Origin of the sequence: Paenibacillus sp. VMFN-D1 (genome assembly GCF_003386155.1) — a bacterium.
Lineage (GTDB): Bacteria > Bacillota > Bacilli > Paenibacillales > Paenibacillaceae > Paenibacillus_AQ > Paenibacillus_AQ favisporus.
Window position 1 is genome coordinate 202,711 of sequence record NZ_QRDU01000004.1, and the last position, 15,151, is coordinate 217,861.

At 56.4% G+C, this 15,151-nt stretch carries 12 protein-coding genes; 9 read left to right on the forward strand and 3 right to left on the reverse strand.

The window, feature by feature from the left end; all coding sequences use genetic code 11:
- The first annotated feature begins 315 nt into the window (after nucleotides 1-315).
- The 7 genes from C7820_RS24815 to C7820_RS24845 all read left to right on the forward strand — a co-directional run bounded on the left by C7820_RS24815 (nucleotide 316) and on the right by C7820_RS24845 (nucleotide 9,716).
- Complete coding sequence (locus C7820_RS24815; RefSeq protein WP_116233311.1) at nucleotides 316-1,206, forward strand: LysR family transcriptional regulator; 891 nt, start codon at nucleotides 316-318, stop codon at nucleotides 1,204-1,206.
- A 228-nt stretch (nucleotides 1,207-1,434) separates the two neighbouring features.
- Nucleotides 1,435-2,631: a M20 family metallopeptidase gene (locus tag C7820_RS24820; protein WP_116233312.1), complete on the forward strand. Its 1,197-nt coding sequence runs from the start codon at nucleotides 1,435-1,437 to the stop codon at nucleotides 2,629-2,631.
- Nucleotides 2,632-2,634: 3 nt separating this feature from the next.
- On the forward strand, nucleotides 2,635-4,041 hold the full coding sequence (locus C7820_RS24825) for a YfcC family protein (protein WP_116233313.1): 1,407 nt from the start codon (nucleotides 2,635-2,637) through the stop codon (nucleotides 4,039-4,041).
- Between the two features lie 216 nt (nucleotides 4,042-4,257).
- A complete protein-coding gene (locus tag C7820_RS24830; protein ID WP_116233314.1) occupies nucleotides 4,258-5,127 on the forward strand; it encodes a DMT family transporter in 870 nt (289 codons plus the stop codon).
- Nucleotides 5,128-5,225: 98 nt separating this feature from the next.
- Nucleotides 5,226-6,200: an aldo/keto reductase gene (locus C7820_RS24835; RefSeq protein ID WP_116233315.1), complete on the forward strand. Its 975-nt coding sequence runs from the start codon at nucleotides 5,226-5,228 to the stop codon at nucleotides 6,198-6,200.
- 76 nt (nucleotides 6,201-6,276) lie between these two features.
- A complete protein-coding gene (locus C7820_RS24840) occupies nucleotides 6,277-7,695 on the forward strand; it encodes a hypothetical protein (protein WP_116233316.1) in 1,419 nt (472 codons plus the stop codon).
- A gap of 194 nt (nucleotides 7,696-7,889) precedes the next feature.
- On the forward strand, nucleotides 7,890-9,716 hold the full coding sequence (locus tag C7820_RS24845; protein WP_116233317.1) for an APC family permease: 1,827 nt from the start codon (nucleotides 7,890-7,892) through the stop codon (nucleotides 9,714-9,716).
- A gap of 131 nt (nucleotides 9,717-9,847) precedes the next feature.
- Here C7820_RS24845 and C7820_RS24850 read toward each other — a convergent pair whose 3' ends face one another.
- Nucleotides 9,848-11,383, reverse strand: coding sequence for an ABC-F family ATP-binding cassette domain-containing protein (locus C7820_RS24850; protein WP_116233318.1), 1,536 nt, complete (start codon nucleotides 11,381-11,383; stop codon nucleotides 9,848-9,850).
- A gap of 697 nt (nucleotides 11,384-12,080) precedes the next feature.
- On the opposite strand from C7820_RS24850, the gene C7820_RS24855 reads away from it, so the two are divergent.
- On the forward strand, nucleotides 12,081-12,728 hold the full coding sequence (locus C7820_RS24855; RefSeq protein WP_116233319.1) for a FusB/FusC family EF-G-binding protein: 648 nt from the start codon (nucleotides 12,081-12,083) through the stop codon (nucleotides 12,726-12,728).
- 115 nt (nucleotides 12,729-12,843) lie between these two features.
- Here the strand turns inward: C7820_RS24855 and C7820_RS24860 are convergent, their stop codons facing one another.
- Nucleotides 12,844-13,383, reverse strand: a complete 540-nt coding sequence (locus C7820_RS24860; RefSeq protein ID WP_116233320.1) for an NAD(P)H-dependent oxidoreductase — start codon at nucleotides 13,381-13,383, stop codon at nucleotides 12,844-12,846.
- Between the two features lie 262 nt (nucleotides 13,384-13,645).
- Between C7820_RS24860 and C7820_RS24865 the strand changes: the two genes are divergently transcribed.
- Complete coding sequence (locus tag C7820_RS24865) at nucleotides 13,646-14,023, forward strand: winged helix-turn-helix transcriptional regulator (RefSeq protein WP_116233321.1); 378 nt, start codon at nucleotides 13,646-13,648, stop codon at nucleotides 14,021-14,023.
- Between the two features lie 39 nt (nucleotides 14,024-14,062).
- On the opposite strand, the gene C7820_RS24870 is transcribed toward C7820_RS24865, so the two are convergent.
- Nucleotides 14,063-14,962, reverse strand: coding sequence for a helix-turn-helix domain-containing protein (locus C7820_RS24870; RefSeq protein ID WP_397334224.1), 900 nt, complete (start codon nucleotides 14,960-14,962; stop codon nucleotides 14,063-14,065).
- Nucleotides 14,963-15,151: the final 189 nt, after the last annotated feature.

Consider the following 15,151-nt stretch of genomic DNA (forward strand, 5'->3'; position numbering starts at 1 on the left):
TACCTTCGCAAGAACTGGGACAAGACAGTTTAACGGTCAACAAAGTATCCAATGATTAAAACAACTACGATGAGCAGAATGATAAGCGCCAGTCTCTTTCGCAAGTCATACCATCTCCCTTGTTAATGTAATAAACAACTTCACTCTTCACCCGGTCGAACACCAGTAGACCCAACCATCACCCTATACTCTTTAGATTACACATAGATCGGTCCGACATCCATTTATTCCAAGGTGACATGGGGCCGGTCCGCCGCAGTCGGTGTGGTATGATAAACAAAATAACAACGGATCCGTGGAAAGGAGGCCACTCACATGAACGAAAAGGACGCTGCCATCCTGCAGCATCTCGTCGAAGAGCAGAGCTTGACCAAAGCGGCGGAACGCCTGTACATGACGCAGCCGGCGCTGACCTACCGGATTCAGCTGCTCGAGCGGGAGTTCGGCGTGCCTCTGATCGTTAAACACCCCAAGGGCACATACTTAACGCCGGAAGGCGAAGCGTTGGCTGTGTACGCGAAGAAGACGCAGGACGAGCTCAACCATATGAAAGATTATCTCCTGAATATGCGCAGCCGGGTGAAGGGAACGCTCCGGCTCGGGGTCGCCAGTTATTACGGCCTCTACAAGCTCCCGCCGCTGCTCAAGAAGTTCAGGGACCTGTATCCCGAGGTGCAGTTCAGCGTCACCTGTGCGCTCAGCCCGGAGATTCTCGACTCGCTGATGGAGCAGGAGATTCATGTGGGCATCGTCCGCGGCGATTATCCCTGGGTGGAATCCCGTTTCCTGCTGCATGATGAGCCGATTTGCCTGATCTCCAAGGAGCCGATCGATCTGGCCATCCTGCCGGAGCTGTCGCATATTCACTACAGCGAGCCGAAGGCCAAGGCCGCCCGCCAGGTGTCCTCCCATTTTGGGCAGACAATCCGGGCCTGGTGGCACGAGCATTACGACACGCCGCCCACCATCGCCATGCAGGTGGATGCGTATGAGACATGCAAGGAAATGGTCAAGCACGGGCTGGGCTATTCCATCGTGCCGGGCGTGTTTGTCTCGCCGGAGGACGGCTTGTACACGCTGGAGCTTAAGCTGAAGAACGGGGAGCCGATCCGGCGCAACACCTGGATGCTGTACCGGGAGCCATCGCTCGAGCTGGCCATCGTGGACCGGTTCGTCGATTTTATGAAAACCGAACATCCGTCTTAACGAAGTCCTGCCTGGGTATCGGGCGGGGCTTCTTTTTATCCAATCTGAATGAAACGAAGCGCCTACATAAAAATTCTTTAGGTCCAGCGCGAAAAAATCTTGATTGTACATCCTCCTGCGGCTGCCCTTATTATTTAATACATATTAATGCATAAATATACGAAACGAACCAATGCCGGAATGAATGACGGCTTCATAAAACATTTATATCGACAGGGTGGGATAGCAATGAGTGCACAGCAAGGAACAGAACCAAAACAGCAGCTGATTCACGCGGTTGACGCGCGTGACGCCATGCTGCGGGAGATTTCGCTGAAAATCCATGCCAACCCGGAGCTGAGCTTCCATGAGCATCAGGCGCAGCAGTGGCTGACCGAGCCGCTGATCGAAGCGGGATTTACCGTGGAAAAGGGCATCTCCGGGCTGGAGACCTCCTTTCGCGCAACCTGGGAAGGAGCACCGGGCGGACCGACGATCGCTCTGCTCGCCGAATATGACGCGCTGCCGGGCATCGGCCACGCCTGCGGGCACAATCTGATCGGAACGGCTGCCGTCGGAGCGGCTCTGGCGCTGAAGGATACATGCCCGGATCTCCCGGGCAGAATCGTGGTGCTGGGCACCCCGGCCGAAGAGGAGGGCGGCGGCAAGATCATCATGTGCCAGGACGGCGTCTTTGATGACGTTGACGCGGCCATGATGGTTCATCCGCAGAACAAAACGATGGTGCTGCGCGGAGCGCTCGCCTGCGTGGATGCGACCTTTACCTTCCACGGGAAGCAGGCTCATGCCTCCTCCTCGCCGGAAAAGGGCATCAGCGCACTGGATGCGCTGGTCAACGCTTATGTAGCGATTAACTCGCTGCGACAGTTTATGAAAGAGGACGTGCGGATACACGGCATCATTACAAAAGGCGGGGACGCGCCCAACGTCGTGCCGGAACTGACCGAGGCGGTGTTCATCCTCAGGGCATCGACCGTTCAGGAGCTGGAGATAGTTAGGGAAAAAGTATACCGCGCCGTCCGATGCGCAGCCGAAGGCGTTGGCGCAACCGTGGATATCGCCGAGGGATTGATTTATGCGGAGCGCAACAATAACAAGGCACTAGCCGGGTTGTTTGCCCGCAATCTGGAGGACCTCGGCATTGAAGTGAACGATCCGCCGGAGAAAGGAGGGGTCGGTTCGTCGGATATCGGCAACGTCAGCCAGATGACCGCCGCAATCCACCCGTATATCCGGCTTGGTGACGCTACGACGCATACGCCGGAATTCGCCGCGCTGGCCGGTTCGGAGGAAGGCATGATCGAACTGAACCGTGCGGCCAAGGCGCTCGCGCTGACGGCTTACGATTTGTGTATCGACAAGGAAGCGCTGCGCGAGGTCCGCAGCGAATTTGAACAATGGAAAGCGCAGAGAAACGAGGGGTAACCGATGAACACCGCTAATACTGCATCCCGCAAATGGTTTAAAATGCCTCATACGTATGTCATTTTGATTTTCCTGGTGCTGGTGGCCACGGCGCTCACCTACGTCATTCCGGCCGGGGAGTTCGACCGGGCCGAGGACAAGGCGACAGGCAAATCCCTGGTCGTTCCCGGTTCCTACCACCAGGTGGAGGCCAGTCCGGTCAGCATCGTCAGCATACCGAAGGCGATTGTACACGGGCTGATTGATTCGGCGGACGTCGTTTTCTTTATCCTGATTATCGGCGGCACCTTCGAAATTATTTCCTCCACGGGGACGATCGAAGCCATTACCGGCCGGGTCGCCAAAAGGTTTTCGAATAAGGGCCGCTGGGTCATCCCGATCTTTATTACCCTCTTCTCGGTCGCCGGCTTCACGATGGGGATGTCGACCGAGGTCATGGTTTTCGTGCCGATCGGCATCGCCATCGCCCGGGCGCTCGGGTTTGACGCCCTGACGGGCACCGCCATGATCTCCCTCGGCGCTTCATGCGGGTTCACCGCAGGGATTCTGAACCCGTTCAATGTGGGCTTGGCGCAGGCCATCGCCCAGGTGCCGATGTTTTCGGGCGCTTGGCTGCGGATCATCCTGCTCGTGTGTCTGATTACGGTTACCAGTCTGTATATTGTCCGGTACGCCGGTAAAGTGAGAAAAAATCCGGAGCGCAGCCTTGTCCAAGATTTGGAGAAGGATGCGGACAAGCAGGAGCTCGACTTCTCCAAGCTGCCTCCCATGCAGCTCAAGCATTACTTGACCATCGCCACCGTCGTGATCGGGTTCGCTTCCTTGATCTGGGGCGTATCGAAAAAGGACTGGTGGATGGAGGAGCTCGCCGCGCTGTTTCTCACCATGGGCATCGTGTCCGGCTTTTGCGCCGGGTACGGACCGAGCCGGATCGCCTCGGAATTCGTTAAAGGCGCCAAGTCGATTACGTACGGCGCACTGATCATCGGTTTTGCCCGGGGAATTATGGTCGTGCTGGACCAAGGCAACGTCATCGATTCGATCGTGAACGGGTTGGCCGTTGTGGTCGGCGAGCTGCCGGGATCCGTTCAAGTGCTCGGCATGTACGTGTTCCAGAACGTAATGAACGTCTTTATTACGTCCGGAACCGGGATGGCGGTGACGACGATGCCGATCATGGTGCCGCTGTCGGATATTCTGGGCGTTACCCGCCAAACGACGGTGCTCGCCTTCCAGCTTGGGGACGGAATCACGAACATGATTCTGCCGACGTCCTCGGCGCTGATGGGAAGCCTGGCCGTATCCGGCATCGCGTATCAGAAGTGGGTGAAATTTTTCTGGCCGCTGATGTGCATGTGGATCGCTATTGGGGCGATTCTGATCGTGATCGCCAACATCATCAAATACTAGCCTTGCAGAAGCGGATAGCCGTGTCAGTGCCAGGCCAAAATCTGCAAGGAATCCAATCGTACCGCCGTGCCAACCGCATGGAGGTGCGATTTTTCTTTCTTCCCATGGGTCCGGAATTGGACTAACATGAAAGATAGCTGGAACCGCCGCAGGCAGGGTTCACCGGGCTGCACCCTGCGGGCGGGGGGGTCAATCTCAGACATCCGGGGTGTGAACATGAATGGTTTGATCGGTCTTCTCTGTTTAATATGGGGCTTCAATTGGGTTTTTATGAAGCTGGCCAACGGCGTGTTTCCGCCGGTGCTTTTTGCCGGCTACCGCTTTGCGCTCGGGGCACTCGTACTTCTGGCGGTTTGTTATTTCCGCAAGGTGACGCTGCCCCGCTGGAAGGATTTGAAGTGGTATATCGTTTGCGGCATTTTGCAGACGATGTATTTTAACCTGGCGATCCAGATTTCGCTGGAGGATCTAAGCGCCGGTCTGACGTCGGTCCTCACGTACAGCATGCCGCTCTGGCTGACGCTGATGGCCCATTTTTGGCTTCCGGGAGAAAAGCTGCGTTTGCGCAAACTCGCCGGCATTATCATTGGCATCATCGGACTCTTCATCGCCATGGATGCCCACTGGGGAGGCAGCACCGGAGCGCTGCTGCTCGCAGTGTCCTCAGGTCTGTCCTGGGCGTTGTCCAACCTTCTCATCAAACGCAAGCTTGCGGGCAGCGACATGCTCCAGTTTACGACCTGGCAGATGGTGGCTGGCGCAGCGGGACTGCTGCTATACTCAGTGATCTTCGAGCACGGGACGAGCCACTGGGGCGTCATGCCGGCCGTGTACGTCGTGTTCTCGGGCGTCGTTGGCTCGGCGCTGGCGTTTGTGATGTGGTCGTACATTTTGTCCAAGGTGGAGGCCAGCAAAGCCTCGATTTCGCTGCTGTTGGTGCCTGTCGTCGGGGTCGTCTGCGGATGCCTGTTCCTGAAGGAAAGCCTGAACCCCGTTGTGGCGGTCGGCATTGTGCTAGTGCTGTTGGGGATCTGGCTCGTGAACGGGGGCGGGAAGCCGAAGGCGGAAACATCGGCGGAAAGCTAGGTCCCGGGAGCAAAGAATATGAACCTGGGCTGCACAATGTCTCAAGACTCAAGACGTGCCGCTGAATACTCACTTTATCGTAAAGGGGAAATGAACTGATGAAATACCGTTACCTCGGCCATACCGGACTGGAAGTATCCGTCCTGGGACTAGGCACGAACGCCTTCGGAAAGCGGGCGGATCAGGATACCTCCATCCGGATCATCCACCACGCGCTGGATCGCGGGGTGAACTTTATCGACACCGCCAATATTTATGCCGGAACCGAGTCGGAGCGCATCATCGGTCTGGCGCTGGAAGGCAGACGGCAGGAGGCGGTGCTTGCGACCAAAGCCGGCCTGGTCATGGGGCAGGGCCCTAACGGCCGCGGTTCTTCCCGGTACCATCTGATGCAGGAGCTGGAGAACAGTTTGAAACGGCTGCGTACGGATTACGTCGACCTGTACCAGATTCATACGTTTGACCCGCATACCCCGCTGGAAGAAACGCTCCGGACGCTGGACGATATGGTCCGCTCCGGCAAAGTCCGCTACATCGGCGCGTCCAATTATGCCGCCTGGGAGCTGATGAAGGCGATCGGCATCAGCGAAGCCAAAGGTCTGAACCGGTTCGTGTCCACCCAGGTCAGCTACTCGCTTGCAGACCGGACGCCGGAGCGGGAGCTGGTCCCGATGTGCCTGGATCAAGGCGTTGGCATCATCCCTTATTTTCCGCTGGCCGGAGGCATCCTCACCGGAAAATATTCGCTGGAGAACCGGGCGCCGGAGCAATCCCGGGCCGATACCGATCCGAACTTCAGCCGGTTTGTCATTGACCGCAACATCCGGCTTGGCCAAGAGGTTGGACGGCTGGCTGCCGATCTGGAATTAGCGCCAAGCGGCTTGTCACTGGCCTGGCTGATGGGACGTCCGGCGGTTTCGACCGTCATCGTCGGGGCGACGCGCACGAGCCAGCTGGAAGACAACCTGCGCAGCGTAGAAATGACCCTGAGCGAGGAGACGATCCAACAACTGGACCGCATCAGCGAGCCGTTCCGAAATGGTGAGCCGTTCGCCACTTACCGTTTGTCCTGAGCCATAGACATGAACACATGCCCAGGCCCCCGCATAGCATATAGCACAATTGCAGCAGGGGAAGGGTGTGACCGGTATGGTCATTCATTTAACGGCCTTACACTATGTGTACTTGGCGTTTATTGTGTTCATTATGGCGCTGCTGATCAAGCGGCGGGACACGACGATGATCTGTGTGGCAGGCATCTTCGTGCTCGGATGGCTGGCGACCGAAACGCTGAGCGGCTCGGTGTCGGGCGTCTTTAATTCTTTTATTTATGCGACCAAAGAGCTGATGGGCACCATCATGATCATTTCAATTATCGTGGCGATGAGCCGGGTGTTGATCCGCACCGGCATTAACGAGACGATGGTTGCACCGTTGACGCGGTTCATCCGGACGCCGGCAGTCGCCTTCTGGGGAATCGGACTGATCATGCTGGTCACGTCCTTGTTTTTCTGGCCTTCGCCGGCGGTCGCGCTGATCGGGGCGGTGCTGCTTCCGGTCGCGGCCCGCGTTGGGCTGCCCGCCCTGGGCGCAGCCATCGCGATGAACCTGTTCGGGCATGGCATCGCGCTCTCCGGGGACTATATCATTCAGGGCGCGCCCAAGCTGACCGCCGATGCGGCGGGACTTCACGTATCGCAGGTCATGGAGGCGAGCGTTCCGCTCGTCATCGTGATGGGCCTCGTGACAACCGTGACGGCCTACTGGATGATGCGCAGGGACATGAAGAACGGCACGTGGCGGGACGGTCTCGTCACCGGGTCCGGCGGAGCGGGTGCCCTTACAGGCAAAGGCGGAGGAGCGGAAGAATCGGCAGCGCCGCTTCCCCCACGCGTTAGGGTATGGCTGGCCGTCATCATCCCGGTGTTGTTCCTGATCGACGTAGCCGCCATGTTTGTGCTGAAGCTGCAGGGCGGAGACGCCACGGCGCTCGTAGGCGGCACGGCCGTTCTGATCCTGATCGCGGTGACGCTGCTTGCCCACCGGAACCAAGGGCTCGAAAAGGTGACCTCTTACCTGATCGACGGCTTCACCTTCGGTTTTAAAGTATTCGGTCCGGTCATTCCGATCGCCGCCTTTTTCTACCTCGGCGATGCGGCGTTTACCGACCTCTTCGGCAAGGTGCTGCCGGAATCCTCGAACGGCATCGTCAACGATCTGGGCGCCGCGCTGGCGCATGTAGTGCCGCTGAACGGAGCGGTAGGCGCCGTCACGCTGACGATCACCGGGGCCATCACCGGACTCGACGGCTCCGGTTTCTCCGGCATTTCGCTCGCCGGCTCGATCGCCCAGCTGTTCGCGACCGCCACGCATGCCAATGCAGCCACGCTGACGGCCCTCGGCCAGGTGGCGGCGATCTGGGTCGGCGGCGGCACGCTGATCCCCTGGGCGCTGATTCCCGCCGCAGCCATTTGCGGCGTCAGCCCGTTCGAGCTGGCGAGACGGAACCTGAAGCCCGTGCTGATCGGGCTGGCGGTGACCACGGCCGTGGCGATCTTTTTGGTATAGCCGGGCTTCGATAATTCCTGCCGTCTCTATCCATTCACACAAGGCCTTCCGAAAGGAAGGCTTTTTTGTTGTTTCATGCCCTGCGGCGGTTTAAATGTTTGGGGAGGGGATTCCTAGATATACCCGGAGTCGTTTGGCTGGGTTAGGGATACCCTAAGGAAACCATACTATCGACAGAGATCGAGGTGTTATTCATGTTGTCAGCCGTCAAAAGATTTCTGATCGGCCGCCCGCTGAAGTCCGGCCAATTGGGTGAACAAAAACTGAATAAAACCAAGGCGCTGGCCATCCTTTCCTCCGATGCGCTGTCCTCCGTTGCCTACGGTCCCGAGCAAATTTTGCTCGTGCTGGTAACGGTCAGTGCAGTAGCCTTCTGGTACACGATCCCGATCGGTATCGGCATTCTGATTTTGCTGCTGGCCCTCATTTTATCGTACAGACAGATCATCTTTGCGTATCCCCACGGCGGTGGAGCGTATGTCGTTTCCAAGAAGAACCTGGGAATCAATCCGGGACTGATTGCCGGCGGCTCGCTGCTGGTCGATTATATTTTGACGGTGGCGGTCAGCGTGTCGTCCGGGACGGATGCCATTACGTCGGCGTTTCCCGGCCTTCACCCGTATAATGTGGTCATCGCCTGTGCGCTGGTCGTTCTGATTACCATTCTGAACCTGCGCGGGATTACCGAATCTGCTTCAATTTTGGCGTATCCGGTTTACCTGTTCGTGCTCGCGCTGTTCATTCTGATCGGGGTAGGGTTGTACAAAATCGCAACCGGACAGGTGCCCCCAACCCTGCACGCGCCAATAGGCACGCCGGTAGCAGGAATCTCCCTGTTTCTGCTGCTGCGGGCTTTTGCTTCAGGGAGCTCGGCGCTCACCGGGGTGGAGGCCATCTCCAATGCCATTCCGAACTTTCGCGACCCGGCGCCGAACAATGCCTCCAAAACCTTGATGGCGATGGGCACGCTGCTGGCGATCCTGTTCGCCGGCATCGTCTTTCTCGCTTACTATTACGGGATCGTACCGAATGCTAAAGAAACGGTCGTATCCCAAATCGCCTCCACCACCTTTGGGAGGAGCTTCCTGTATTATTTTATCCAGGCGACAACCGCCCTTATTCTCGTTCTTGCGGCTAATACCGGCTATTCCGCCTTTCCGCTGCTCGCCGTCAACCTGGCCAAGGATAAATACATCGCCCGGATGTTTACCGTTCGCGGAGACCGTCTCGGGTATTCCAACGGCATTATGTTTCTGGCCACGGCATCGATCATTCTGATCATCGCCTTCAAAGGACGCACGGAGCATTTAATCCCGCTATATGCGGTGGGAGTATTCATTCCGTTTACGCTGGCCCAGACGGGGATGCTGGTCAAATGGATGCGTGAAAAGCCGAAAGGCTGGCTGGGCAAGCTGATCATCAACTTTGTGGGGGCGCTGATCAGCTTCACGGTCATGATGATTTTCTTTATTACCAAGTTTGGCCAGGTGTGGCCTGTGCTGATTTTCCTGCCGCTGATCGTTTATATATTTCATGCGGTCAAAAGGCACTACGAGGCCGTCGGCGACCAGCTGCGGATTACGACCTGCGAGCCGGCCGTTCCCGTCGAAGGCAATGTGATGATCGTACCCGTCGCCGGGATCACCCATGTCGTGGAGAACTCGCTCAATTACGCCAAGTTGCTGTCGCCCGACCAGATTATCGCTGTTTATGTAGCCTATGACCGGGAATCGGAGCGGAAGATGGAGGAGAAGTGGAAGCAGTGGCAGCCCGACATTCGGCTGGTGACGCTGTTGTCTCCTTACCGCAGCATTATCCAGCCGCTGACGAAATTCGTGGATACCGTGGAGTACAAAGCTTCAGAGTCGCACTACCGGGTGACGGTGCTTATCCCGCAGTTTATTCCCAAGAAGAGCTGGCACAACATTTTGCACAACCAGTCGAGTCTGCTGATCCGTGCCTTTTTGCTTTACCGGAAAAATATCATCGTCACTACGGTGCCGTACCATTTGAAAAAATAGCCGCTTTACCTGTTACACAAAAGAAGCTGCCGACCGGGTTGTTCCGGTGCGGCAGCTTCTTCCTTGAAGATCAATCGTTGCGAAACCATACTGCATCTGTGATTGAGCTTTGAGCGCCTTGCCTCTTGGTCTTACTTCCAATCCTGCACCCGCCAGATGTCCGTGACCCAGTCTTCGTAGAAGGCGGGTTCGTGGGACACCAGCAGCACGGTGCCGGGGTAGGCGGCCAGTGCCTTCTGCAGAGACTCCTTCGCGCGGACGTCTAAATGGTTCGTCGGTTCATCCAGAACGAGCAGATTGCTCCGGGTGAGCATCAGCTCGGCGAGCCGGGCCTTGGCCTGCTCTCCTCCGCTCAGCGTCCGCATGGGCTTGCGGATATGATCGGCGCTCAGGCCGGCCATGGCCAGCGTGCGGCGGATCTCCTTCTCCGTCAAATCCGGACGCAAGGACCAGACATACTGCAGCGGCGTGTCCGAAGACGGCGTGTCTTCCTGCTGGTAATAGGCGGTCCGGACCGTGTTCTGAACGGTTACGGCGCCGCCCAGTGCGTTGATGCCGCCGAGCAGGGTCTTTAGCAGCGTGGACTTGCCGGCGCCGTTCTCCCCGATGATGGCGATTTTGTCGCCGCCCTTGACGGTGAGGTCAAGTGGCCGAAACAGCGGCACCGCGTATCCCGCCTGAAGCCGTCTGGCCTCGATCAGCACCGAGCCGCTGAGGTTTCCTTCCGCCCGGAACTCAAAGCGGGGCGCCGGGCCGTCACCCGGCTTCTCGACCCGCTCGATCCGGCTCAGCATTTTCTCGCGGCTCTTGGCCTGCTTCGCCTTGCGGACCCGGTTGATATTAATAAAGGATTCCAGCCGTTCGATCTCCCGGGTCTGCCGCTCATAGGCGGCCTGCTGCTGCTTCTGGGCGAGCGCATACTGCTTCTGAAAAGCAGTATAGCTGCCTGTATAGCGATTCAAGGTCTGATGGGCCAGATGAAAAATCACGTTCGTGATTTCGTTCAGGAAATGCTCGTCATGCGACACAACGATAAAGGCGTGCGGGTACTTTTTCAAGTAGCCGGTCAGCCACTCGATATGCACGGCGTCCAGGTAGTTGGTCGGTTCGTCGAGCAGCAGCACATCGGGCTCCTCCAGCAGCAGCTTGGCAAGCAGCAGCTTCGTCTTCTGGCCGCCGCTTAAGCGGCTAACGTCGGTGTCCAGGCCGATCTCGGCAAGACCCAGCCCACGGGCTACGTCCTCAATTTTGGCGGAAATGGCATAGAACCCTGCCTGCTCCAGCCCATCCTGCAGCTCGCCGTAGAGCCTGAGCATCGCGTCAAGCCCGTCTCCCGCCTCACCGAATCGGGCCGCGATTTCATTCATTTCGCGTTCCATGTCAAACAAGTGCTGAAAGGCCCGCTCCAAATACCGCAGGACCGTCATCCCTTCCTGCAGCGTAATGTGCTGCTCCAGGAAGCCGACCCGGGCGCGCGGCGACCACTCGATTCGCCCTTCCTCCGGCAGCAGGCTTCCGGTCAGCAGGCGGAACAGTGTCGACTTGCCGGCGCCGTTCATGCCCACCAGTCCGGCATGCTCGCCCGGCAGCAGGCGGAACTCAATATGGCGAAAAGTAACTTGATCTCCGTACATATGCGTAAGATTCGTGACATTTAATATGCTCATGGTTCTCTCTCCTTAGGTTTCATTGATTGCGAACAAATGAAGCCATCAGGAGGACAGCGAAATGACGTGACGATTCGGTTGTAAATACTGCAAGATACTCCGGCCTCAGGGGTCTGTACCTGGAGATTAGGTATCTTACAGTTCCGTAATATACAGAAAGCGGGTAAGGTGAACACACCCTACCCGCTTACATACCAAAGCTGGAAAAGATGTGGAAATCATATCGACTGTTCTCGAGATGGCTAAAAAAGGGCAGACTTCTCCCGTATCAAGCCAAATCTCTTCTAAGAACAGTAGACAAAATTTCCATTACCTTTCCACCTCATTCAAGTTTATACGTTACGCCACACAGTATAAGCGAGGCTTCCTGCAGTTGTCAATCGGACACCTGCCCGGGGTAGCTTAGCTCTTCAACCCGCCGCAGGCGGTTAAGAATCCTTTGCCCGGAGATATCTTTACAAGGCGGACATGAGAATTTATAATGTCGATGTATGTGCAGAAGTTCGAAAGGGGAATCCATAAGTGGCAGTTGTTTGCTTGTAGCCGGCAAAAGTGCAAAATTTCGTGATTTCGTTCACGGGATACGTATGCCCTTTTGACCTAATACAAGGAACTTCTCGCATCGTATTTTTTTCGATACCGGCGGAGTGCCTTATTTGAGGTACTCCGTTTTTTGGTGAAATGAGGAGGAAAACACATGCTAACGCCATTTATGGAAAACCACGAGTATAATTTGATCAAGCGCCTGCTGGGGCGCCTTGAATATAACATCAAGACTACAGCCGACCAGAAAGTCATATCCGCGATCCGGCACACGACTTGGACCCGGGTCATAGAGATGTTCCCTGCTGCGACGGAGGAGCAGAAGAGGTTCTTCGACCGGATTCCGACGCTAAACCGTGCCGAGGAATTCCAGGCTTATTTGAGCGAGCTGGAGCAATACGTCACGGCCTTTCCGCAGGTAACGGAACAGCAGCTGAAGAAGCTCTATCCCAAAATTAAAAAGCTGAAGCTTCCACCGCTGGCCGAGCTCGATTTCCGCTTCCTGACCTATATCGGCTGGACCGACATTTCAACGAATAAACTGTTCATCGTCTACAACCTGGACGGGAAAATGACAGGCATTGAGGGCCGGTTCACCCCGACGAACAAGAAGGGGGTCTGCTGCCTCTGTAACAAGCATGAAGAGGTGGCCTTCGTGACCGCGCAGACGAAAGCCAAAGGTTCGGCACTGGACCATTTCGGGCGGGTCGGAAATTATATGTGCATCGACAGCGCCAAGTGCAACCAGAATATTACCGATGTGTCTCAACTGGAACGGTTTATGAAGGATGTCTTGAACTAACATGCTGACCATGCGTAAAATGCAGAGGAACCCGGGTTGATTCCGGGAGAAATACAGCGGGCAGGCCGAGGGGCCTTGCCCGTTTTATTTTCCGTTTGAGCTATCCGGAGACGGTTTAGTGAATCAGCACAGGCGAAGGCGTCTGGATATGCTCTGCGTACCGGATACCCTCTTGTTTCAATTGATCCGGTTCAGCCCGGTTGGCATCGTACAGCACAAACGGGGGGAGGAAGATGCCGTTGCAGCGGGTGATCGTGCGCTGGACCGGTTTTAACAGCTCGCTGATCGTGAACCAGTTGTCCCCTCCGGCCTGGTACGCTTTATCCGTGCCCCCGGCCGTGGTGGCGACGATAAACTCTTTACCCTTTAAATGCTCGCCTCCGGGGCCATACGCCCAGCCAAACGTCAGCACATCGTCAAACCATTTTTTGAGCAAAGGCGGGGAACTGTACCAATAAAAAGGGAACTGGAGAACAATCCGGTCGTAAGCAAGCAGCAGCTGCTTCTCCCGGTCCGCATCGATTTGCCAATCCGGATATTCCTTATACAGATCGCGGACGTGGATATCGGTATGCTTCGGCAGCGCTTCGAGAAGCGCATGGTTCGCTCTGGACTTGGACAGATCCGGGTGGGATACAATGACCATGGTTTTCATTCCAAAATCATCCTTTCGGGTGGTATGCGGTATGAATGATGCACCCCCAGTATTGTTCAAGACCGCCGCTTTGAAAAGTACGCATTTTAAACAGACTAAGTCTTGTAAACCGTACTGTGGACCAGACCCGCGAACTGCTGGGTAGTACGAAAAACCATACTATGTACGATTCAGAAGAGTACTGTTACGATTCCGTGTACTCTGGTACAATGGCAGCAAAGACAGCACTGCCGCTTCGGTGGGAAAGGGGAGAGCCAGCGAGATGAGTAAGGACCACGGGACGGGAAACACGGGAGGAATCATCACGACGCTGCAAGCGATCGGAGGCAAGTGGAAGCCGCTCATTTTGTTTATACTGCTGCACCAGGGGACGAAACGGTTCGGGGAGCTGCGCAGACAACTTCCTCATATTACACAGGGCATGCTGACCAACCAATTGCGTGAGCTTGAGCAGGATGGATTGATCCACCGGAAGGTATATCAGGAGGTTCCTCCCAAGGTAGAATACTCCTTGACGGAACATGGGGAGTCGCTGAGATCCGTGCTCCACGATATGTGCAGCTGGGGTTTTGAGCATATGGACTTCAAGGCGAATGCTGCCAAGGAGGATACCGCCTCCGAAGCGGACGGAAATATGTAAGGGAGGGCCTGAGGGCCCTCCCTTACTGTATATTGGATGTCACTCTTCAAATGTCAGGTTAGACGGCTCGTCCCGGAGCTCGTAGACGATCTCCAAATTCGTGGTGGGTACGCTCTCGTCAACCTCTTCAAACCGGAAGCTGTCCACCCATACCTGCCCCGGTCCCATCAGCAGCACGCCGAGCGAAATCGTCGCAGCATTGTCTGGGACATCAAGCACGATGGCATAATGGTTCCAATGCGTGTCGCCCACAATTCGGCGGTTGTTCATATTGTCAAACCGAAGCACGTCCTCGGCTTGATTATCGACCCGCATCCACAGTCCGCAGAACTCGGTAACCCCTTCCGTCCGAACGAAGCCGGAGAAGCGCATTCTGCGTTTCAGGTACCGATCGGCTTTAAATTGCTGCATCATCGTGGCGAACACGTTCGGGCCTTCCGGGGTGACGGCTTTCAAATAACCCGAGGCGTTCCCTTGATGGACGTTGTGGCGGTCCAGTCCGATTTCATACTGATGCGGGTGGCTGCCGCTGAGCACCCAGCCCTTCACCATCGATTCCTCAATCTCAATCATGTTCTTTTCTCCTCCTTGAGCGGCATGGGCCTGAGTATGAAGACTGAACATCTTCCGGTATCGCCCTGGCGGCATGCCGTACATTTTTTTAAAGGCGCGGGTAAACGCCTCCTGGCTCTCAAAATGGCACTGCAGCGAAATGCCGATGATCGGCTCCTCCGAGTACAGGAGCATCCGCGAGGCGAGACACAGCCGGCGGCTTCGCAAATATTCCGCGATGCTCAGCCCGGTCTCCCTGCGAAACAGACGGTGAAAATGGAACGGCGAGAATCCGGCCTCCGTCGCGATCTGCCCAAGTGTCAACGGCTCGTGAAGCTGTTCCTCCATGAACCGGATGCTGTGTTGAATCCGATTTGAATACACCAGCGTGCCCCTCCTTTGATATCAGCATAGCAGATGGGAGAGGGTGCGTTTTGACCGTTCTTGCTAACATTCGAAAAAGCCCGGGATGGGCAGGCCATTCGGGCTGGAATATGGGAGGCATGGGCGGAATCGTCCTCGGGTGCGAACGGGAAAGCTGCGGGGCGGTGTCCACGTGGTGAATCAATTCGGACA